At 36.3% G+C, this 21,032-nt stretch carries 18 protein-coding genes; 15 read left to right on the top strand and 3 right to left on the bottom strand.

Features of this window, described 5'->3' with window-relative positions:
• Positions 1 to 2 precede the first annotated feature (2 nt).
• On the bottom strand, positions 3 to 1,100 hold the full coding sequence (locus DF947_RS15005; RefSeq protein WP_109930862.1) for an efflux RND transporter periplasmic adaptor subunit: 1,098 nt from the start codon (positions 1,098 to 1,100) through the stop codon (positions 3 to 5).
• Positions 1,101 to 1,372: 272 nt separating this feature from the next.
• On the opposite strand from DF947_RS15005, the gene DF947_RS15000 reads away from it, so the two are divergent.
• Positions 1,373 to 3,202 carry a M61 family metallopeptidase gene (locus DF947_RS15000; RefSeq protein WP_109930861.1) on the top strand — a complete coding sequence of 610 codons (1,830 nt, stop codon included), beginning with the start codon at positions 1,373 to 1,375 and terminating at the stop codon, positions 3,200 to 3,202.
• A 463-nt stretch (positions 3,203 to 3,665) separates the two neighbouring features.
• Here the strand turns inward: DF947_RS15000 and DF947_RS14990 are convergent, their stop codons facing one another.
• Positions 3,666 to 4,133: a hypothetical protein gene (locus DF947_RS14990; RefSeq protein ID WP_109930859.1), complete on the bottom strand. Its 468-nt coding sequence runs from the start codon at positions 4,131 to 4,133 to the stop codon at positions 3,666 to 3,668.
• A 264-nt stretch (positions 4,134 to 4,397) separates the two neighbouring features.
• Between DF947_RS14990 and DF947_RS14985 the strand changes: the two genes are divergently transcribed.
• The 14 genes from DF947_RS14985 (at position 4,398) to DF947_RS14920 (ending at position 19,695) form a co-directional block, all read left to right on the top strand.
• Positions 4,398 to 6,173 carry an AMP-dependent synthetase/ligase gene (locus DF947_RS14985; RefSeq protein WP_109930858.1) on the top strand — a complete coding sequence of 592 codons (1,776 nt, stop codon included), beginning with the start codon at positions 4,398 to 4,400 and terminating at the stop codon, positions 6,171 to 6,173.
• Positions 6,145 to 7,866: a gamma-glutamyltransferase gene (ggt, locus tag DF947_RS14980; RefSeq protein ID WP_109930857.1), complete on the top strand. Its 1,722-nt coding sequence runs from the start codon at positions 6,145 to 6,147 to the stop codon at positions 7,864 to 7,866. Before DF947_RS14985 ends, ggt begins: the two co-directional genes overlap by 29 nt.
• A gap of 95 nt (positions 7,867 to 7,961) precedes the next feature.
• Positions 7,962 to 9,287, top strand: a complete 1,326-nt coding sequence (locus tag DF947_RS14975; protein WP_109930856.1) for an OmpA family protein — start codon at positions 7,962 to 7,964, stop codon at positions 9,285 to 9,287.
• Positions 9,288 to 9,499: 212 nt separating this feature from the next.
• Positions 9,500 to 9,763 carry a hypothetical protein gene (locus DF947_RS14970; protein WP_109930855.1) on the top strand — a complete coding sequence of 88 codons (264 nt, stop codon included), beginning with the start codon at positions 9,500 to 9,502 and terminating at the stop codon, positions 9,761 to 9,763.
• 176 nt (positions 9,764 to 9,939) lie between these two features.
• Positions 9,940 to 10,488 (top strand): DUF3289 family protein, encoded by a 549-nt coding sequence (locus tag DF947_RS14965; RefSeq protein ID WP_109930854.1) that lies wholly within the window; start codon positions 9,940 to 9,942, stop codon positions 10,486 to 10,488.
• 4 nt (positions 10,489 to 10,492) lie between these two features.
• A complete protein-coding gene (locus DF947_RS14960) occupies positions 10,493 to 11,029 on the top strand; it encodes a hypothetical protein (RefSeq protein ID WP_109930853.1) in 537 nt (178 codons plus the stop codon).
• Between the two features lie 132 nt (positions 11,030 to 11,161).
• Positions 11,162 to 11,596 carry a MarR family winged helix-turn-helix transcriptional regulator gene (locus DF947_RS14955; RefSeq protein WP_109930852.1) on the top strand — a complete coding sequence of 145 codons (435 nt, stop codon included), beginning with the start codon at positions 11,162 to 11,164 and terminating at the stop codon, positions 11,594 to 11,596.
• 1 nt (position 11,597) lies between these two features.
• Entirely contained in the window at positions 11,598 to 14,003 is a 2,406-nt protein-coding gene (locus tag DF947_RS14950) for a 3-hydroxyacyl-CoA dehydrogenase/enoyl-CoA hydratase family protein (protein ID WP_109931089.1), read from the top strand.
• Between the two features lie 64 nt (positions 14,004 to 14,067).
• Positions 14,068 to 14,442 (top strand): four helix bundle protein, encoded by a 375-nt coding sequence (locus DF947_RS14945; protein WP_109930851.1) that lies wholly within the window; start codon positions 14,068 to 14,070, stop codon positions 14,440 to 14,442.
• 143 nt (positions 14,443 to 14,585) lie between these two features.
• Positions 14,586 to 15,761 (top strand): acetyl-CoA C-acyltransferase, encoded by a 1,176-nt coding sequence (locus DF947_RS14940; RefSeq protein ID WP_109930850.1) that lies wholly within the window; start codon positions 14,586 to 14,588, stop codon positions 15,759 to 15,761.
• 109 nt (positions 15,762 to 15,870) lie between these two features.
• Positions 15,871 to 16,224 carry a four helix bundle protein gene (locus DF947_RS14935; protein WP_109930849.1) on the top strand — a complete coding sequence of 118 codons (354 nt, stop codon included), beginning with the start codon at positions 15,871 to 15,873 and terminating at the stop codon, positions 16,222 to 16,224.
• A gap of 76 nt (positions 16,225 to 16,300) precedes the next feature.
• Positions 16,301 to 18,094, top strand: coding sequence for an acyl-CoA dehydrogenase family protein (locus DF947_RS14930; RefSeq protein ID WP_109930848.1), 1,794 nt, complete (start codon positions 16,301 to 16,303; stop codon positions 18,092 to 18,094).
• A 263-nt stretch (positions 18,095 to 18,357) separates the two neighbouring features.
• Positions 18,358 to 18,786: an FKBP-type peptidyl-prolyl cis-trans isomerase gene (locus tag DF947_RS14925; RefSeq protein ID WP_240615389.1), complete on the top strand. Its 429-nt coding sequence runs from the start codon at positions 18,358 to 18,360 to the stop codon at positions 18,784 to 18,786.
• Between the two features lie 6 nt (positions 18,787 to 18,792).
• Positions 18,793 to 19,695: an FKBP-type peptidyl-prolyl cis-trans isomerase gene (locus DF947_RS14920; protein WP_109930847.1), complete on the top strand. Its 903-nt coding sequence runs from the start codon at positions 18,793 to 18,795 to the stop codon at positions 19,693 to 19,695.
• On the opposite strand, the gene DF947_RS14915 is transcribed toward DF947_RS14920, so the two are convergent.
• A complete protein-coding gene (locus tag DF947_RS14915; protein ID WP_109930846.1) occupies positions 19,685 to 21,031 on the bottom strand; it encodes a cryptochrome/photolyase family protein in 1,347 nt (448 codons plus the stop codon). The two genes, DF947_RS14920 and DF947_RS14915, sit on opposite strands and share 11 nt — an antisense overlap.
• Position 21,032 lies beyond the last annotated feature (1 nt).

The following is a 21,032-nucleotide window of genomic DNA, read 5'->3' as shown; positions in this document are numbered from 1 at the left end:
ACTTATTGTTTAACCAAATGAACTTTTACCGGAGCGTCTTTTTTCAATGCCATCGATCCTGTTGTTAAAACGGTATCGCCAGCCTTTAAGCCAGAGGTTATTACAATGTTTTCATCAGTACGTGTTCCAGCTTCTACCTTAACTTCTTGTGCTTTTCCGTTCTTTTGAATGTAAACAATTTTGCCTTTTAAAACCGGTACAACAGCCTCATTCGGAATTAGAATTGCATCTTTTAAAGTGTTTAAGGCTAATTTTATTTTTGCGAAAGAGCCAGGTAATAAGGCATTATCTGCGTTTGATGCGAGTGCCCTAATCTGTAGGGTTCTGGTTGTGGCATTAATTCCGGGCTCGATAGCATAAACCTTCCCAATATTTTCTTTAGAAGAACCATCTGTTGTAAAGCTGATTTCCGAGTTCACTTTAATCTGGCCAGCATATTTTTCTGGTACCGAAAAGGTAACTTTAATCGGGTTTGTGCTTACTAAATTTGCTATCGTAGTAGCTGGAGTTAAATATGTTCCGGCTGAAATATTTCTCAAACCTACCCGTCCGGTAAATGGTGCACGAATCGTAGTTTTTGCCAATTGGGCTCTAATTAATTGCGATTGCGCCTGTAAAGATTTTAAATCTGCTAAAGACGTATCGTATTCTTCCTGACTGATCGCACCTTTTGCCAGAAGCTGTTTAGCTCTATTTTCATTGGTTCCAGATAATCGCTGTTTGGTTAATGCTTCCTGTAATTGAGCTTGTATATCCAGGTCGTTAACTTTTACCAAAACACTTCCTTTCGATACGGTTGAGCCTTCTTTGAAAAAGATTCCGGTAACTAATCCAGAAACTTCACTTTTAAGCACTACAGATTCATTTGCGTCAATAGCGCCTGTAATTTCTAAGTCGTTATCAAACGAAACAGGTTTTACAATTATCCCATCCACAACCAATGGAGCAGACTTTCCGTCTTTACCTCCCTTTGCACCTTTGCCTTGCCCGGCACCTGCGCCGCCTTTTCCTTCTATTTTTTTGTTTGCACTAATGCGATAGTAAACTAAATAAGCTAAGCCTAGCGCCAAAATAATGTAAAAGATATACCTTTTCTTCATGTATTGTGTGTGTATTACTTTTCAGAACATTAATATAAAGCAAATGTTCCAAAAATTAGTCTGTAAAAATATTCAATTACTTTAACCTTAAATTCGTTGTATTAAGGATGTTACTAAATATCTCTAAAGTCGGTAGTCAGCAGTTCGGAGATGTTGAATAAGCTATGCAAAACCAGTTTTCACAATCTATTAGGTAAAATTTCAGGTTCAATTATCAATTAAATTTTAAAGGATGGTTAGAAACTATAAATTTGTTGCAAAACACCATCAATATGTTTAATAGAAAATCAATTTTAAGTTTAGTTTTATTACTAACGTGTATTATGGCAGCGAAGGCGCAGGTAAAAATAGGTTTCGAGGTTTCCTTTAAAGAACCACAGGCACATTATGCCGAAGTTCAGATGAATATTTCTGGTTTGGTTAAAGATTATGTAGATGTAAAAATGCCAGTTTGGACACCAGGTTCTTATTTGGTGCGTGAGTTTGAAAAAAGCGTAGAAGAATTTAAAGCAACCGCATCAGGCAAAGCCGTTAGGGTAGAAAAAGTAAGAAAAAATACTTGGAGAATTTTCTCGGCAAAGGCGGCAAATATTCAGATTAACTACCGCGTTTATGCATTTGAAATTTCAGTACGTACACCGTTCATTGATGAATCCCATGCTTTCTTATCTCCAACAGGAATTTTTATGCACCCAGATGGAATGATTAAATCACCAAGTACGGTTAAAATTATTCCATTTAAAACATGGAGCAAAGTTTCTACAGGTTTAACCCCGGTAGCTGGCGAAAACTTTACATATAAGGCTACTGATTTTGATATTCTTTATGATAGCCCTATAGAAGTAGGCAATCAGGATGTGTTCGAATTTATGGCTTCTGGTGTTCGCCATGAAGTAGCCATGTACGGTGGTGGAAACTACGATAAGGAAAAACTAAAAGTAGATATGGCTAAAATTGTAGAACAAGAAACTGCAGTTTATGGCGAAAATCCAAATAAATATTATCTTTTTATTGTTCACAATTTTGCACGTGGTGGCGGTGGCTTAGAACATTTAAACTCAACAACCTTAGGTGCTACAAGAACAGCTTATAATACTGAGGCTGGTTATAAAGGCTTTTTAGGTTTGGTGGCACATGAATACCATCACCTTTGGAATGTTAAACGTTTGCGCCCCGTGGCTTTGGGCCCATTTGATTATGATAATGAAAATTATACAACTAATTTGTGGGTAGCAGAAGGTTTTACTTCATATTATGAAAATAAATACATGCACAGAGCCGGCTTTAACGATGCAAATACTTTTGTAAATGATTTAGCCGGTGGTATTGCTGTGGTTTTAAATACCCCGGGCTCTAAGTATCAATCTGCATCAGAGTCTAGCTACGATGCCTGGATTATCGGCTATCGTCCAAATGAAAACTCTAAAAACAACTCTATCTCCTACTATAATAAGGGTGAGGTGATTGGGATTTTGATGGATTTGGAAATTATTAACGCTACAAAAGGCGCTAAAAGTTTAGATGATGTTATGAAAGCCATGTATTTACAATGCAAAACTTTAAAACGCGGTTATACCGATGCAGAATTTAAGGCAATGGTTGAGAAAATATCTGGAATTAGTTTTACCAATTTCTGGGCAAAATATGTTAATGGTGTAGATGATGCTGAATATGTTAAATATTTCGGCTATGCTGGGGTTGATGTTTCTACGGAAAACGCAACACCAGGAAAACCGGTTACGGGCGCAAGTGGCCAGTTAAGCAACAGTGGTTTAGTGGTTACTTCTGTTACCAGAAATTCTGCAGCCTGGATAGATGGATTAAACGTTAACGATGAAATTGTATCATTGGATGATGTGTCGATTAACGATGCTTTATCTACCCTTAGATTAAGAAGTCCGATGCTTTCATTAGATATTTTGCCAGTTGTGGCTAAAAAGAACATTGGCGAAGTTTTAAAAGTAAAAATTAAACGTGATGGAATTGACAAAGAATTATCATTAACATTAAAAGAAAACCCAAGTGTTCGTTTAAAAGCCACCATTAACGAAAATGCAACAGCGGCTCAAAAAGCTGTATTTCAAAAATGGGCAGGTAAATAAGCCTTATCGGTTTTCTGTTTGTAATATAAAGTCCTCTGAGGTAAAACTCACAGGACTTTTTTATTGGTATACCAATTGAAGAAAATTTTTATTGTGGTTTTTTGGGGAGAATTTTCAGCATGGTTAAGCTTTATGCTAACCGCAATTACCCAGTTTTGCATTAAAAACCGATAATAATGTTGTAATAGACTGTCTAAACGGATTGGCTTAGTTTTTGGATAGCTAATATTGCCAGGGTTTTTTTTCTTGAGAGTGTAATTTGACTTTGGCGCAAAACAGTTTGACATCCCAAAGCTTAAACTGTTTGTTATTTAGATTCATCATTAGGTAGCGTTAGGTTTGTATAAGCTTTCCGTTAGTGCAATTCCGAAGCGCTATTTTTAATGGTGACAATTAAAACCTGTACATAAAAAATCCCACGAGAAAATTCTCGCAGGATTTATACTTAAGTTTTGTTTTTAGCTTAGAAAGTATATCTAAAGCCCAAGCCGAATCTTCCAGCATTAAAGTCGCTATCGTTACTACCAATGTATAATCTTGGTCTCCAATCTAAAGCCAATGCTAAAGGAGCTCCACTAAATTTATAATCTAAACCAACCATTGGTACCAAATAAAAACTCGATCCACCATCATAAAGCTGTACCGATGGACCACCGCCTACATACCAATCAAGTCCTTTTGCACCTGGAATCGGAGCGTTATATTGTAAGAAAGCCTGTAGAATTGTAGAATTTCCGCCAAATAGAACCTCTCCCTGTAAAGCTGCATTTCTGCTAAAATGATGTCTAATGGATGGGCCAACTAAGGTAGCTCCATCGCCAAAATCTATACCCAAGCCTAAACCTGTTTTGTAATTTTGAGCTTTAACATTTGTTGTAGTCATCGCAAACAATGCTACACAACCAAAAATAGTAAAGAGTAATTTTTTCATAATTTGTAAATTAATAGATGTATTTATTAAGTTTTGCAACTAAACAACTTTTATGCCGTTTATGTTTTTTAGGTAAAAATCCAGATAGATAAAAACAATGCTTGCATAGTAATTTTGTAATTGCTAAGTTTATTTAAAATATCGTTTGGCTCAATTTATTCTATTTCATTTTAGCTAAACAACATATAATCAATTACAAAAAAAGCATAATGAATTACATCTTTATGTTTGATTTTTTTAACTTAACCAAATATTAAAAACTATATGGCCACAGAAATTAAACGGGTTTTCGATCTCTTAAAATTTAGCCTTGAGCAGCCTAAAGCAGCATTCATCAGCGGTAAAGCTAAAGGAAAGTGGATAAATTATAGTACACAGGATTTCTGTGCCGCGGTAGATTTTCTAAGCCGTGGATTAATAAAACAAGGAATAGGCAAGGGTGGTCGAGTTGCGGTAATGTCGCATAATAGACCAGAATGGAATATTGCAGATTTTGCGGCCAATCAAATTGGTGCTTATCAAATTCCATTATATCCAACACTTGCCGAGCACGATATTCAGTTTATTTTAAAGGATGCAGAGATTTCTATAATTTTTGTTGCGGATGAAGAAATCTACAAAAAAGTAAAACCATGCGTGGATGCCATAAATCCCAAAATTAAAATATATAGTTTCGATGAAACGGCAGGGGCAGAACATTGGCATACACTGATAGATGAAGGAAAAGCAAGCAGCGAAATAAATCTGGATGAATATCGTGATAAAATTGAACCTGAAGATATTCTTACCTTAATATATACTTCAGGTACCACCGGAACCCCAAAAGGTGTAATGCTAACCCATCATAACTTGGTGGCAAATTTTGTTAATTCTGCAGTTGTAATGCCAGAAGGTGTACATAAAGGTTTAAGCTTTTTGCCACTTTCGCACATTTTCGAGCGAATGATTATTTACTTATATCTGTTTAACCATACTGCAGTTTATTATGCCGAAAGTATGGATACTATTGTTGCAGATATCCAACATGTTAAACCAAATGCATTTTCAACGGTCCCTCGGCTCTTGGAAAAGGTCTATGATAAGATAATGGAGAAAGGCAAGTCTCTAACGGGCATTAAAAAAGGGATTTTCTTTTGGTCGGTTGGCTTGGCAGAAAAATATACCACAGATGCCGGTGCATGGTATAATTTTAAATTGGGCATTGCAAGGAAACTGGTTTTCAAAAAATGGCAAGAAGCCTTGGGTGGCGAAATTGTTGTGATTGTTTCTGGTGGAGCCGCATTAAATCCAAGATTAGCCCGAATTTTTTGGGCAGCTGGTATGCCGGTTTTTGAGGGTTATGGCTTAACCGAAACTTCACCAGTAATCACCGTAAACCACTTCGGCGGAACAATGTTCGGCTCAGTTGGTGAAGTGATAAAAGGTGTTGAAGTTAAAATTGCACAAGATGGGGAAGTTTTAACCCGTGGGCATCAGGTAATGAAAGGTTATTACAATAGACCAGATTTGACTAATGAGGCCATTGATGCAGATGGATGGTTCCATACAGGAGATATTGGGGAATTGGTTGATGGTCGCTTTTTAAGGATTACAGATCGTAAAAAGGAAATGTTTAAAACGGCTGGCGGAAAATATGTTGCACCACAAATGCTTGAAAATAAATATAAGGAATCTATTTTTATTGAGCAGATTATGGTTTTGGGTGAAAATAGAAAATTTCCATCGGCGTTAATTGTTCCTAATTTTGAAACACTTAAAACCTGGGCTGGACGAAAAGGCATTTCGTTTACCACAAACGAAGAAATTATAAAAAACGAACAGGTTTTAACTAAGTATAATGAAGTAATTGAAGCGGCTAGTGTTGGTTTTGGAAAATGGGAGCAGGTTAAAAGATTTGCGCTGTTGCCTAAAGAATGGAGTATTGATGGGGGAGAACTCACGCCAAAATTAAGTTTGAAGAGAAAAGTAATTACTGAAAAAAATACCGAAGTAATCGAAAAAATATATAAGGATGCAGAAAACTATAAAGCGCCAAACTAGTTACAAAATATTATCAGCTTACCTTGTCACGGTAGCTTTATTATCAGGTTGTGCAAGTGGCCAATTGGGTAAAAACAATAGCGGCGAATATAAAAACGGAATGGTGGTATCTGCCCATCCAGAAGCCTCAGAAGTTGGAATAGAAATATTAAAAAAGGGTGGTAATGCAATTGATGCCGCAGTAGCGGTTCAATTTGCACTTGCCGTTGTTTATCCTAATGCTGGTAATATTGGCGGTGGCGGTTTTATGGTTTATCGTTCTGCCGATGGCGAAGTTAATGCTTTAGATTTTAGAGAGAAAGCGGCTAAATCTGCAAGCCGGGATATGTATCTAGATTCAGCAGGAAATCCAATAATTGATAAAAGTTTGTATGGACATTTAGCCGTTGGTGTTCCGGGTTCGGTTGATGGAATGGTTGAAGCGCATAAAAAATACGGTAAGCTTTCTTGGGCTCAGGTTTTGCAACCTGCTATAGATCTTGCTCAAAATGGGTTCAAAATTACCAAGCGACAAGCAGGCGAATTAAACGGTCTCCACCATAAATTTATGCAGTTTAATCCTAATGGAACAGCTTTTGTAAACTTGGAAAGTACTTGGCAAGAAAACGATTTACTTGTACAAAAGGAACTGGCAAATACATTAAAGCTTATTCAGGAAAAAGGAAGGGCAGGGTTTTATGAGGGAGCGGTTGCAGATTCTATCGTTGCGGAAATGCAACTTGGCAAAGGATTGATTACCAAAGAAGATTTAAAAAATTATCACGCAGTTTGGCGCAAGGCGATTACTGGGAACTATAGAGGTTATAAAATAATCACGATGCCTCCAACATCAAGTGGAGGAATAGCACTCGTTCAATTGCTCCAGTCTGTAGAGCCTTATCCTTTAAAAAAGTGGGGGCATAATGCAGATTCTACTGTTCAGGTTATTGTAGAAGCCGAAAGAAGAGTTTATGCTGATCGGGCAAAACATTTAGGCGATCCTGATTTTTATGCAGTTCCGCAAATGGAACTTACTAATCCCGAATATAATAAAAATAGAATGGCCAATTTTAATTGGGCAGCCGCAACACCCAGCAGTGCTGTTTTAGCTGGAGAGGTTAAGGGAAAAGAACATGAAGAAACCACACATTATTCTATAGTAGATAGAGAAGGCAATGCTGTTTCAATAACTACAACTTTAAATGGTTCTTATGGATCATTAGTTGCGGTAAAGGGTGCAGGCTTTTTACTGAATAATGAAATGGATGATTTTTCTGTTAAACCAGGTGCGCCAAATATGTACGGTTTAGTGGGTGGTGAAGCAAATGCCATAGCACCTAATAAAAGAATGCTTAGCTCAATGACTCCGAGTATTGTGGAAAAGGATGGGAAACTATTTATGGTCGTGGGTACTCCAGGTGGCTCAACAATTATTACTTCGGTTTTTCAAACGATAATCAATGTAATCGATTTTGATATGTCAATGCAATCTGCAGTAGCCGCAAAGAAATTTCATCACCAATGGTTGCCAGATGAGGTGTATGTAGAAAAAGACGCTTTAGACAGTTTGACTACACAGAAATTAAAATCTAAAGGATATATTATAAGTCCCCGCGGACCAATTGGACGTGTAGATGCAATTCTTAAAACCAAATGGGGCTATTACCAAGGTGGGGCTGATCCACGTGGAGATGATAAAGCTATTGGTTACTAATGTGAAAAAGTTAACAAGTATTTTAGACATTGCATAATTTTGGTATGACGATTGCATAGTGTGGTCAAACGCTTACTTACGTTATTTAAGAAATTATGAAATCAAAATTATTCAAAGCATTACCGGTTGCATTAGCTGGTTTATTTATTGGATCAGTAGCGCAGGCTCAGGAGCCAGCAACAACAAGTACAACTACTTTAAGAACATGGTCTATTGGTGTTAACGCAGGCGTACTTACTCCACTTTCTCCATTAGGTGGTAAAAACGACTTTAGCAATAACAAATCTGGATTAGGCTATGGTTTTTATATCAAAAAACAGTTTACCCCTTATTTCTCTTTACGTTTAGATGGAGTTAGAGGTAAATTGAAAGGTGATAATACAGAAGCTTTCGAAAGTGGCGCTATAAACAATTCGCCAGTTAAAGCTTTTGATACTCAATTGGAATATTCTGGAACATTAAGTGCTGTTGTTAACATGTTTAACATAGACATGTTCAAAAAAGAAAATGCATTACAACTTTATGCTTCTGCAGGTGCAGGTTTAGCAGGTTATAAACCAACCATTACAACGGCTACAGGTACAACTGCGTATGCTGGTGGTAAAAACATTAGCGAATTAATTATTCCAGTAGGTCTTGGTGCTAAATTCAAAATCTCTGATGCAGTAAACTTTGATTTAGGTTGGACTATCAACTTTGTTGATGGAGATAACTTAGATGGTTACTACAGAGGATCGAACGATAAATATAATTATGCTTATGCAGGTTTGGAGTTTGCTTTAGGAAGCGGAAAACAGTTGGCTTTCCACAATCCGGTTGCAGCAACTTATGATGAGGCTTTAGCGGCAAAAAACACTGCTAACGCTTTAAAATCAGATTTAGATGCTCAAAAAGCTGAAAATGCTAAATTACGTTCAGATTTAAACAACTTATTGGCTGACGCTGACGGTGATGGTGTTGCTGATAAATTGGATAAATGTCCAGGTACACCAGCAGGTACAGTTGTTGATGGTGCAGGTTGTCCATTAAAAGTTCCAGCTCCTCAAATTACTGAAAAAGTTATCGTAACAGAAGCAGACCGTGCTGTAGTTAAAGATGCAATTAAAAACTTAGAATTCGATTTAGGTAAAGCGACCATCCGTTCTAAATCTTTTGCTTCATTAAATAGAGTTGCTGCTTTGTTAATCGAGAAAAACTTCAGCTTAAAATTAGCTGGACACACAGATAATACAGGTTCAAAAGAATTAAACTTGCGTTTATCTAAAGATAGAGCAGAATCAGTTAAAGCTTATTTAGTTTCTCAAGGTGCAAATGCGTCTCGTATCGAAGCTACTGGTTATGGAATGGGTCAACCAATTGCAACTAACAAAACTGCAGCTGGCCGTCAACAAAACCGTCGTGTAGAGTTTACAATTTACTAGATTATTCTAGTCTTGATATTAAGCGTCCTGATGAAAATCAGGACGCTTTTTTTGTGACAAAAAATAATTTTAATCAATCCTAATTTAAAATATCATACATATACCCCTAAAACAAAATGTATTTTAAATAAGTCTTTGGTTATCACGTAATAAGTAGTATATTCGTTACAATCATCCCATGTTATAATTTAAGACAAAAAGCAATTATATCTATGGAACAGATTAAAACAAAATTATTTTCGTTAGCCCTAATTTTAGTATCGCTTTTTTTAAGCTGTAAAAAGGAAATCATAAAAGTTGATGATATTAAAAAGCCCGATACGGCTGATCTTGTATTAGAAGACAAGTATATGCTTGTAAAAGAAGGTCTTGATTTAGCCCAGTTTCAAATGGGCAATTCTTTTGTATTTGATGATAAACCTTTTTTCGATTACAACCCTTATAATAATAACAATACTCCCCATCAAGTGAGATAATAAACTCTAGATTTGAGATCGCGGTAGATCCTTATAGCTCGCTTTCTATCCCATATTATAAATCAATTGGATCAACTATTGGGCGTTTAAATTATGAAAATTTAACTTATGGAACTGATGGAAATACAAATGGAATTTATTTTGCAAACGCCCCTAAATCTGAATTAATAGGGAGAATGAGAGATTTACTCACTTTCTTTTCTGCTGGTAATCTAGAAGGAGTCGCTTTGAGTTTTCAAAATACATTTTTAAATAATAAATCAAACACGTCTACTTACTCAAATGAAACATTAAATACTGAGGTTAAAAAAAGTACAACTTTTAGGAAATGGATATTGGAAGAATATGCATACCAACTAGATGAAGAATTGAATAAGATAAATTATAATATTAATCAATTACCTGATTTTATAATTAAGAGTCGTCCAATTTTTAATAGATTAGGAGATAAGTTTTCAGGAACACAAATTTTGATAAATGATACTGAAAAAACAGAAATAAAGTTATTGCATTATTCTACTCGTAAAGCTTTCCCATATCAAAAATTCTATGCTTACCTAGAAGTAATTATATATGATCATTTTGGCTTAGATAGAAATGATGCGGTTAGTTATCAAGATTATAATGGTGGTTTTGCAACATGGTGGTTATTGCAACATAGATATGGTTATGTACCTTTTCGTACAAAAATAAAATTTAGGATAGCAATTCAAACAAAAGACTAATTATATGAAATATAAATTATGGCTAATATTTGTTGCTTTTTTGTTATTATGCTTTAGCGGTTACTCACAGGTAAAACCCTTAAAGTTTACAAAAGTTGATATAATGTCTGAAACAGACACTACGCTACAAGGTGCTAATAACGATGAAATTAAAGTGCAAAGACAGCTCTGTGTAGTTGTAGAAAACTATATTGATAATAAAAAAAGCAAAAAAGAAATAGATGAGTGGCTAAAGCAAAATATGGAGCCCAATTTTGAACGTTATGATGAATATAATGTAAGTATTATAAAAGCCCCAAAAAATGGTAATTATTACCTTTATAATAGGGATGGACAAAGAACTTCTATAACTATAAAAAATAATAATTTCAATGAGCTAATAGAAAATTACTTAGGCTTTGGGAAATATGCAAGTACTAATTTCCTTTACACTTATGATTGGCGCAAGGGAAAGTTAACTTTTATTACTAAATATTCTGGTACAAAAAGCGAATTCATTTATACCAATTTACGTTTTAGTACAACAAATAAAGAAAGATAAAATTATAATGTTTATTAAGCGTCCTGATGAAAATCAGGGCGCTTTTTTTGTGACAAAAAATAATTAATTTCTGCTTGCATTAACAAAATACATTCATTAGCTTTGTTATGCAAGCATAATAAAATTAACCAAATGAAGCAACAACAAACATTAGATTACCATGTAAAGTTTGCCTGGCAAAATATGTTTAATAAGTACAATCAAATGGCATCGAGCTTTGGGATAACTCAAGCTATCGGTTACATGCTTATTAATATAAACGATGATGAAGGTACTGCTGTTTCAAACTTAGCTGGCTTGCTTGGTGTAAAAGCAACGAGTTTATCTCGAATGTTAAACAACATGGAAGAGGCTAATCTTATTTACCGCGAAACTTCTGTTGGAGACAAGCGTTCGGTAAAGGTTTTCTTAACTGATTTTGGAAAGGAAAAAAAACACTTGGCTAAAGGCGTTGTTCGAAAATTTAATGAATATCTCGACGAGCATTTCTCTAAAAAGGAAAAAGAGACTTTCATTAATCTATTGATAAAACTAAATGATATAACTGTAGCATATACTGTTGATTAACATGAAAAGAAGCATAAATAAAGTTGCTGTTTTAGGTTCAGGAATTATGGGTTCGCGTATTGCATGCCACTTCGCCAATATTGGTGTAGAGGTTTTGCTTTTAGATATCGCCCCAAAAGACCTGACACCAGAAGAGCAAGCAAAAGGATTAACTTTAGATAAACCCGCGGTAAAAAATCGAATTGTAAATACAGCTTTGCAAACTGCTGTAAAAACAAATCCATCGCCTGTTTATTCTAAAAAAGTATTGAATAAAATTAAAACCGGAAACTTCGAAGATGACATGTCAAAGATTGCCGGTTTTGATTGGGTGATAGAAGTTGTGGTTGAAAATCTCGACATTAAGAAAAAGGTTTTTGAGCAGGTGGAGCAATTCCGCAAGCCAGGAACTTTAATTACTTCAAACACTTCTGGTATTCCGATTCATTTAATGGCTGAGGGTAGAAGTGAAGATTTTAAGGCAAATTTCTGCGGAACGCACTTTTTTAATCCCCCGCGTTATTTAAAATTGTTGGAAATTATTCCAACGCCACATACCAAGCCAGAAATTGTAGATTTCTTGATGCATTATGGCGATAAATTTTTAGGTAAAACCACCGTTTTATGTAAGGATACACCAGCTTTTATTGCTAACCGTGTGGGCGTTTATTCAATCATGGCCTTGTTGCATTTAGTAGATAAGCTTGATTTAACGGTTGAGGAAGTTGATAAATTTACTGGTCCGGCTTTAGGCAGACCAAAATCGGCTACTTTCCGTACGTCGGATGTTGTGGGTTTAGATACCATGATTAAAGTGGCCAAAGGCCTTTATGATAATTGCCCAGACGATAAAGCACACGAACTGTTTAAACTTCCTGCATACGTGCAAAAAATGGAAGAGAACAAATGGCTTGGCGATAAAACCAAACAGGGTTTCTATAAAAAAACTAAGACAGCCGAAGGAAAAACAGAAATCCTTGCGCTTGATTTAAAAACTTTAGAATACAAGCCTCAGCAAAAAATTAAATCGGCCACTTTAGAAATGACCAAACCGGTTGAAAATCTTCGCGAACGCATGAAGATTTTTGCTAAAGGAAAAGATAAGGCAGGAGAATTATTCCGCCATTCTTCTTTTGGTTTATTTGAATACGTTTCAGATCGGATTCCTGAAATTTCTGATGAATTATACCGTATTGATGATGCAATGCGTGCAGGTTTCGGTTGGGAATTAGGTCCCTTTGAACTTTGGGATGCTGTTGGCGTGAAGGAAGCGATTGAGGGAATGGAGCAATACGGAAACAAAGCTGCGGTTTGGGTGCATGAAATGCTTAATGCCGGAAATACTTCATTCTATAAAGTAGAGGGTGGCGTTAAAAAGTATTACGACATTCCATCTAAATCATACAAAGCCTTACCGGGAACGGATGAGTTTATCATTTTAGACAATATCAGAGAGAATAAAACCCTTTGGAAAAACTCAGGCGTTTCGATTATCAATTTAGGCGATGGTATTCTGAATGTAGAGTTCCATACCAAAATGAATACGATTGGTGGCGATGTAATCTCGGGAATTAATAAAGCTATTGATATGGCTGAGAAAGATTACCGTGGTTTGGTAATCGGTAATGATGGTGCTAACTTCTCTGCAGGTGCAAACGTAGGGATGATTTTTATGATGGCGGTAGAGCAGGAGTGGGATGAATTGAATATGGCTATTCGCATGTTCCAAAATACTTCTATGCGTATTCGCTATTCTTCAATTCCGGTTGTTGTTGCGCCACATAATCTAACTTTAGGTGGTGGCTGCGAATTCAGCTTACACGCCGATCATGTTCAATTATCAGCAGAAACCTATATGGGTTTAGTTGAGTTTGGTGTTGGTGTTATTCCGGGTGGTGGCGGAACAAAGGAATTTGCTTTACGAGCATCTGATGAATATAAAGACGACCAAATTGTTCAAAATGCTTTGAAAGACCGTTTCTTAACCATCGGAATGGCAAAAGTTTCCACTTCCGGTTACGAAGCGTATGAGTTGGGTTATCTTCAAAAAGACAAATTCTCAATTTCGATGAACCTCAATCGCTTATTGGCCGATGCAAAAGCCAAAGCAATTGAATTGGCTGATGCAGGTTATACTAAGCCGGTTCAAAGAACTGATATTAAAGTGTTAGGCAAGCAAGGATTAGGAATTGTTTATGCGGGAGCTAACAGCATGTATGCGGGTCATTTCATTTCTGAACACGATAAAAAAATCTCTGAAAAATTAGGATACGTAATGTGCGGTGGCGATTTATCGTCTCCAACAGAAGTAAGCGAGCAATATCTATTGGATTTGGAAAGAGAAGCATTTCTATCGCTTGCAGGGGAAAGAAAATCGCTGGAAAGAATTCAATCGATTATTACAAAAGGAAAACCGTTGAGGAATTAATAAGTAGATGTGAGAGGTTAGATGTGAGATATGAGAAGCAAAACGTTTAAAGAAAATAATAAAGATGAATAAGTTAAATGAACTGAAAATTTGGAACAAAGCAATTGACTTAACAGTTGATGTTTACAAAGCTACAGCAAGTTTTCCATCTGATGAGCGTTTCAGATTAACAAGCCAGTCTCGTAGAGCTGCAGTCTCCATTCCATCTAATATTGCAGAAGGTGCTGGAAGAAATTCTTTTAAAGAATTCAATAATTTTTTAGGTATTGCAAATGGCTCATCTTATGAATTACAAACTCAACTCGTAATTGCTAATAAGTTAGAGATGTTGGACATCGAATTATTAAATCCACTATTGATGCAAATTGATGAGCTACAAAAAATGACTTATGGTTTTCAGCAAATGTTAGAAAAGAAAATTAATAATAAAAAGATGTGAGATACAAGAAATGAGATTTGACAATAGGCAATTTGTCTCAAATCTCACTTCTCAGATCTCACCTCTCTAAAATATAAACGATTTGATTTTTGAGTAGGGCTAGTCTCATATCTCAAATCTCACATCTCAAATCTCAAAAAAAAATGGAAGCATATATTATAGCCGGATATCGTACAGCAGTGGGCAAAGCGCCCCGTGGCGTATTCCGTTTTACGAGGGCTGATGATTTGGCCGCAGAAGTGATTAGAGCTTTGGTGGCATCGGTTCCTAATTTAGATAAAGAACAAATTGATGATGTAATTGTAGGTAATGCTACTCCGGAGGCAGAGCAGGGCTTAAATATTGCTCGGATGATTTCGCTGATGGGCTTGGATACCGATAAAGTTCCAGGTGTTACGGTGAACCGCTATTGCGCATCTGGTTTAGATACGATTGCCACAGCAGTTGCGAAAATTAAAGCCGGAATGGCCGATTGTATCATCGCCGGGGGTGTGGAAGTAATGAGCGGAATGCCTTTCGGCGGTTGGAAATTGGTTCCGAATGCGGAGGTTGCAAAAAACAATCCGGATTGGTATTGGGGAATGGGCTTAACTGCAGAAGCGGTTGCTAAAGAATACAATGTTAGTCGCGAAGACCAGGATGCTTTTTCTTTAAAATCTCATGAAAAGGCAATTCATGCCATTAAAAACGGTCATTTGAAAGATGGTGTTTTGCCAATCACGGTGAATGAAAACTACCTAGATGAGAACCTGAAAAAGAAAACACGTTCTTACGTGGTTGATACTGATGAGGGACCTCGTGCAGATACGACTTTAGAAAAACTGGCAAAATTAAAACCTGTTTTCGATGCAGTTGGAAGTGTAACTGCCGGTAATTCGTCGCAGACTTCCGATGGTGCAGCATTTGTTTTGGTGGTTTCTGAGAAGAAAATGAAAGAGCTGAACGCAGAACCAATTGCAAGATTAGTAAGTTACGGCGTGGCTGGTGTTCCGCCAAGAATTATGGGTATCGGACCAATTGAGGCTATTCCAAAAGCATTGAAACAAGCGGGGTTAAAACAGGATGATATGGATTTAATTGAACTGAATGAGGCTTTTGCATCACAATCTTTAGCTATAATCAGAACGTTGGATTTAAATCCTGATATCATTAATGTGAATGGTGGGGCGATTGCTTTAGGTCACCCGCTGGGTTGTACAGGTGCAAAACTTTCGGTGCAAATGATGAATGAGCTGAAACGACAAAATAAAAAATACGGCATGGTTACGATGTGCGTAGGTACAGGCCAGGGTGCGGCGGGGATTTTTGAGCTTTTGTAGAATAGTATCGAGATACGAGTATCAAGTATCAAGATGAAAAGCAGTATGTAAAAAATATATCTTTAAAAATCATCCCAAATATTTTACTCAATTCTTAACACTAAAACAGATGCACAATTTTAAAGATTTAAAGGTTTGGCAAAAATCAATTGACCTTGCGGTTGAAGTTTATAAAGCAGCTTCACTTTTACCAAATAATGAAAAATATGGCTTGATTTCGCAATTGAAGAGATGTTCAATTTCAATTCCTTCGAATATTGCAGAGGGTTCAGGCAGGGGAAGTAATGGTCAATTTAAGCACTTTTTAACGATAAGCCAAGGCTCAGCTTTTGAATTAGAAACGCAATTAATTATTTCAAACAGGCTTCAGCTTTTGGATGATAGCCTTGCGATAAATCTAATAGAAAAAACCACTGAAATTCAGAAAATGGTTTATTCTTTGGGTAATAGCATCAACACTTAATAACATTAAAACTTAGAGATATCTGGTTCTCGAGCCCTGTCTTGATACTTGATACTCGCAACTAGATACTATAACAATGGAAACAACTGAAAAGAAAACAATTAAAGGTGGCGAATTCCTAATTAAAGAAACCACTTACCAGGATGTATTCATTCCTGAAGAATTTGATGAGGAGCAACAAATGATTGCGCAAACCTGTCGCGATTTTTTGGAAGCTGAAGTTTATCCGAATTTAGATAAAATTGATAAACAGGAAGACCCTGAATTAATGCCAACGCTTTTAACTAAAGCCGGTGAATTGGGAATTCTTGGCGTTTCCGTTCCAGAAGAATACGGAGGTTTCGGCAAAAACTTCAATACTTCAATGTTGGTTGCTGATGTAGTTGGCGCTGGACATTCTTTTGCTGTGGCACTTTCTGCGCACACAGGAATTGGTACTTTGCCCATCCTTTATTATGGTAACGAAGAACAAAAAGCAAAGTACATTCCAAAATTAGGTTCCGGTGAATGGAAAGCAGCTTATTGTTTAACTGAACCAAACTCAGGTTCGGATGCAAACTCCGGCAAAACTAAAGCAAAGTTGAGTGATGATGGAAAGCATTATATCATCACAGGGCAAAAAATGTGGATTACCAATGGTGGTTTCGCAGATATCCTTATCGTTTTCGCAAAAATTGATGATGATAAAAACTTAACTGCTTTTATTGTTGAGAAAGATTTTGGAGGCATTACCATGAATCCGGAAGAACATAAAATGGGAATCAAAGGTTCGTCAACCCGTCAGGTTTTCTTCAATGATTGCGAAGTTCCGGTTGAAAATATGTTGAGCGACAGAGAAAATGGTTTCAAAATAGCGGTAAACATTTTAAACATTGGGCGTATAAAACTATCTGCTGCAGCAATTGGTGCATCGAAAGCAACACTAAATACCGCGATTAATTATTCAAACGAACGGATTCAGTTCGGTCGTCCGATATCGAAATATGGCGCTATTCGTTTTAAAATTGCGGAAATTGCATCGAAACTTTATGCTGTTGATGCCGCAAATTATCGTGCCGGGCAAAATATCGATGATACTTACGACCAATTGGTTGCAGGCGGAATGGAATCTGGTAAAGCAAGATTAAAATCCGTTGAACAGTTTGCTGTTGAATGCGCTATTCTAAAAGTTTGGGGTTCTGAAGCATTGGATTATACGGTTGATGAAGGCGTTCAAATTTACGGAGGGATGGGTTTTAGTGCCGATGCGCCAATGGACAGAGCTTATCGCGATGCCCGTATAAACAGAATTTTTGAGGGAACGAACGAAATTAACCGTTTGTTAACTGTTGATATGATGTTGAAGCGTGCCATGAAAGGGGAGTTGGATTTAATGACACCGGCAACAGCTGTTGCGGCAGAATTAATGAGCATTCCTGATTTCGGCGAAGAAGACACCACATTGTTTGCTGCAGAGAAAAAAGTTTTGGCAAACCTTAAAAAAGCAACTTTAATGGTCGCAGGCGCTGCGGTTCAAAAGTTAATGATGACTTTGAGTAAAGAGCAAGAAATTTTAATGAATATCGCTGACATGGCAGGTTATGTTTATGTGCTTGAATCTGCCTTATTAAGGACCGAAAAATTGGTTGCAACCAAAGGTGAAGAAACTTCTGCTGGTCAGTTAGATCTATTAAGAATTTATTTGGTTGAGGCAGTTGATGGCATTGCTAAAGCCGGTAAAGAAGCGCTTTGGGCATTTGCTGAAGGCGACGAACAACGTATGATGTTGGTTGGCTTACGCCGTTTTACAAAAGTAGAGCCATTTAATGTTAAAGATGCCCGCCAAAGAGTTGCACAACAATTAATTGAAGCGAATAAGTATATCTTTTAAAAGTAAAGGGTTAAAAGTTGAAAGTTAAAGGTTTAAAGTTTGGGTGCTTAACTCAAATTTTAAACCTTTTTGCTTAACGTTTTAGTTGATGTTTGAAAGTTTGGGTAGGATGACTCACAATTCCAAACTTTTTGGTTAACGAACCTGACTTGGAGCCTTCAACTTATAACGCTCAACTTTTAGCTCTAATGTTAAATTTGGTTAAAAATTGTGGCATCCGTATTAAAAGCTTATTTTTGCGGATAATGGTTAAGTTTAAATATTTGTCAGTAATTCTTTTGTTTGTGTTTGCATTATCTTCTTGTAAAAAGGATGAAGATGCCGAAAAGCAGATTACAAAGTACATTCAACAGAATAACATCAATGCCGTTAAAGATCCTTCAGGTTTGTATTATCAAATAATTAAACCAGGTTCTGGAACGACAACAATTAATTCAAATACCAGCATCACCATTAAATACGAAGGTAAATTACTTGATGGAACGGTGATTGATAACGGCGGTGGCAAAGAAAATACTTTTAGATTGGGAGATTTAATAGAAGGTTGGAAAATTGGAATTCCAAAAATTCAAAAAGGTGGTGAAATCAGATTAATTATTCCCCCAACTTTAGGGTACGGAAGCAGAAACGCTGGACCAATTCCTGCCAATTCGGTATTAGATTTTAATATACAGTTAACAAACGCACAATAATATATAATGAATAATTTTTCTAAAATAAGTCTGGCTGCCCTTTTATTGGCTACAACCATTTTCAGCTCTTGCAAAAAAGAGTATGAAACTATTGAAAGCGTTGATGAGGCTGCAATTCAGGCTTATATTAAGGCAAACAATCTAGGTTCGGTAATGAAACCAGATGGTGCTGGATCATACTATCAAATTATAGACGGTGGAAGTGGCGATGTTTTCGCAAATAAAGATTCAGTTTTCTTTAACTATCAGGAAAAATCGATTACTGATGGTACTGTATATAATACTACTTCTACATATGCAGTAAGTGGTACTTATTACGGTTATATGAGTAATACCTTTAACGGTACTTGGGGTAAAGCGCTAAACGGATTAAAGTATGGTGCCAAGGTTCGTATTCTTGTACCATCGCATTTGGCTTATGGCAAAAATGGATATGCAGCACTTAATGTGCCATCAAATGCTGTTTTGGATACATACATCAATACACTTACATTTAGGAAGCAATGGCAATTAGATGATTATTATATCAATACTTATCTAACGGCCAATAAAGTAACGGCCACAAAAGATCCCTCAACTGGAATTTATTATGTGGTTAACAGTGCCGGGACACCAGGAACAGTAATTAACGATCAAACTACGTTAGTTATTAAATATACAGGTAGATTTCTAAATGGAACTACTTTCGATTCCTCTACAGATGGTACTTATTCTACAACCCTAGATAACGTAATCAAGGGCTGGGGAATTTTGAAAAACTTTGCTCCAGGTGCAAAAGTTAGACTTTTTATTCCATCGGTTTTGGCTTATGGCCCTGCTGGAAGTGTTGATTCATCAACAGGAATTGCAGTTATCCCAGCAAATACAACATTAGACTTCGATATAGAAATTGTAAGCGCTACGAACTAGATAAAGCTTCTTTAAAAGCTTTCAAAACTCTTTCCCTTGCAAATGTATGCTCAACTATAGGTTGGGCATATTTTTTTGTGCCAAACTCTGGAACCCATTTTTTAATGTATTCAAATTTTGGATCGAATTTTTTGGTTTGAAGTTCAGGATTAAAAACCCTAAAGTAGGGAGCGGCGTCATTTCCAGATCCTGCTGCCCATTGCCAGCCACCAACATTACTGGCCATTTCGTAATCCAAAAGTTTTTCGGCAAAATAAGTTTCTCCCCAGCGCCAATCAATCAGCAGGTGTTTGGATAAAAAGCTTCCAACAACCATTCTTACCCTGTTATGCATCCATCCGGTTTGATTAAGTTGCCTCATACCAGCATCAACTATCGGATATCCTGTATTTCCCGTGCACCAAGCTTTAAACTCGTCTTCGTTATTTCGCCACTTAATTTTATCGTATTGTTTCTTAAATGAATTGTAAGCTGAATACGGAAAGTGCCATAAAATAGTCATGTAAAATTCTCTCCAAGCAAGTTCCGAAAGCCAAACATTTGATTTTGCCTCAATTGCATCTTTTACGGCTTTACGGATGCTTAAAGTCCCAAATCTTAAATGTAGTCCAACATGTGTAGTTCCGTCTAAGGCAGGATAATCTCTTTCTTTTGAATAACTATCCAATTTATCTTTATAACTAATTTTTGGGAATTTTAAACTACTTTCTTCAAAGCCCATTTCCTTCAATGTAGGAATACTCAAATGGTTGGTTTCGTAGAGGTTTTTAAAGTATTTTTTAGTTGGATAAGGCTTTACATAAAAATCATTAAGCTTTGAATGCCATTGTTTATAAAATGGCGTAAAAACTGTATAGGGTGTCTTATCTGCTTTTAAAATTTCATCTTTTTCAAATATAACCTGATCCTTAAAAGTCCTGAAAGCAATTTTTTCGCTTGTTAAAAATTCAGATAAGTTATCGTCACGTTCCCTTGCATAAGGCTCATAATCATGATTGGTATATACTTCCTTAACATTATATTCCTTTAAAATTTCCGGCCATATTTTTTCAGGTTTTCCATATTTTATCAATAAATCTGAGCCGTATTTACGAAGCTCATCTTTTAAATCTTTGATGGTATTATAAATGAAAGTTAAACGAGTATCGTCTTTTGGTAATTTATCGAGTATGTTTTCGTCAAAAATAAAAAGAGGGAGTACAGGAGTGCCATCGTTTAAGGCATGGTATAAACCTGCATTATCTTCAAGGCGTAAATCTCTGCGGAACCAAAAAATATTAATTTCTAAATCTCCAGAATGAGATTTAGACTTTTTATCGTTCAATACTTGTTGCATA

The sequence above is a fragment of the Pedobacter paludis genome (genome assembly GCF_003173575.1).
Taxonomy (GTDB): Bacteria; Bacteroidota; Bacteroidia; order Sphingobacteriales; family Sphingobacteriaceae; genus Pedobacter; species Pedobacter paludis.
This window is presented reverse-complemented; position numbering and strand designations above follow the sequence as displayed.

What these genes read in the sequence shown, in the direction of transcription:
- DF947_RS14970 (WP_109930855.1), top strand. Translation starts at nt 9,500, where the DNA reads ATGGAACAGATTAAAACAAAATTATTTTCGTTAGCCCTAATTTTAGTA.
- DF947_RS14930 (WP_109930848.1), top strand. Translation starts at nt 16,301, where the DNA reads ATGGAAACAACTGAAAAGAAAACAATTAAAGGTGGCGAATTCCTAATT.
- DF947_RS14965 (WP_109930854.1), top strand. Translation starts at nt 9,940, where the DNA reads ATGAGAGATTTACTCACTTTCTTTTCTGCTGGTAATCTAGAAGGAGTC.
- DF947_RS14985 (WP_109930858.1), top strand. Translation starts at nt 4,398, where the DNA reads ATGGCCACAGAAATTAAACGGGTTTTCGATCTCTTAAAATTTAGCCTT.
- DF947_RS14975 (WP_109930856.1), top strand. Translation starts at nt 7,962, where the DNA reads ATGAAATCAAAATTATTCAAAGCATTACCGGTTGCATTAGCTGGTTTA.
- DF947_RS14915 (WP_109930846.1), bottom strand. Translation starts at nt 21,031, where the DNA reads ATGCAACAAGTATTGAACGATAAAAAGTCTAAATCTCATTCTGGAGAT.
- DF947_RS14940 (WP_109930850.1), top strand. Translation starts at nt 14,586, where the DNA reads ATGGAAGCATATATTATAGCCGGATATCGTACAGCAGTGGGCAAAGCG.
- DF947_RS15005 (WP_109930862.1), bottom strand. Translation starts at nt 1,100, where the DNA reads ATGAAGAAAAGGTATATCTTTTACATTATTTTGGCGCTAGGCTTAGCT.
- DF947_RS15000 (WP_109930861.1), top strand. Translation starts at nt 1,373, where the DNA reads ATGTTTAATAGAAAATCAATTTTAAGTTTAGTTTTATTACTAACGTGT.
- DF947_RS14945 (WP_109930851.1), top strand. Translation starts at nt 14,068, where the DNA reads ATGAATAAGTTAAATGAACTGAAAATTTGGAACAAAGCAATTGACTTA.
- DF947_RS14960 (WP_109930853.1), top strand. Translation starts at nt 10,493, where the DNA reads ATGAAATATAAATTATGGCTAATATTTGTTGCTTTTTTGTTATTATGC.
- DF947_RS14990 (WP_109930859.1), bottom strand. Translation starts at nt 4,133, where the DNA reads ATGAAAAAATTACTCTTTACTATTTTTGGTTGTGTAGCATTGTTTGCG.
- DF947_RS14950 (WP_109931089.1), top strand. Translation starts at nt 11,598, where the DNA reads ATGAAAAGAAGCATAAATAAAGTTGCTGTTTTAGGTTCAGGAATTATG.
- DF947_RS14955 (WP_109930852.1), top strand. Translation starts at nt 11,162, where the DNA reads ATGAAGCAACAACAAACATTAGATTACCATGTAAAGTTTGCCTGGCAA.
- ggt (WP_109930857.1), top strand. Translation starts at nt 6,145, where the DNA reads ATGCAGAAAACTATAAAGCGCCAAACTAGTTACAAAATATTATCAGCT.
- DF947_RS14920 (WP_109930847.1), top strand. Translation starts at nt 18,793, where the DNA reads ATGAATAATTTTTCTAAAATAAGTCTGGCTGCCCTTTTATTGGCTACA.
- DF947_RS14935 (WP_109930849.1), top strand. Translation starts at nt 15,871, where the DNA reads ATGCACAATTTTAAAGATTTAAAGGTTTGGCAAAAATCAATTGACCTT.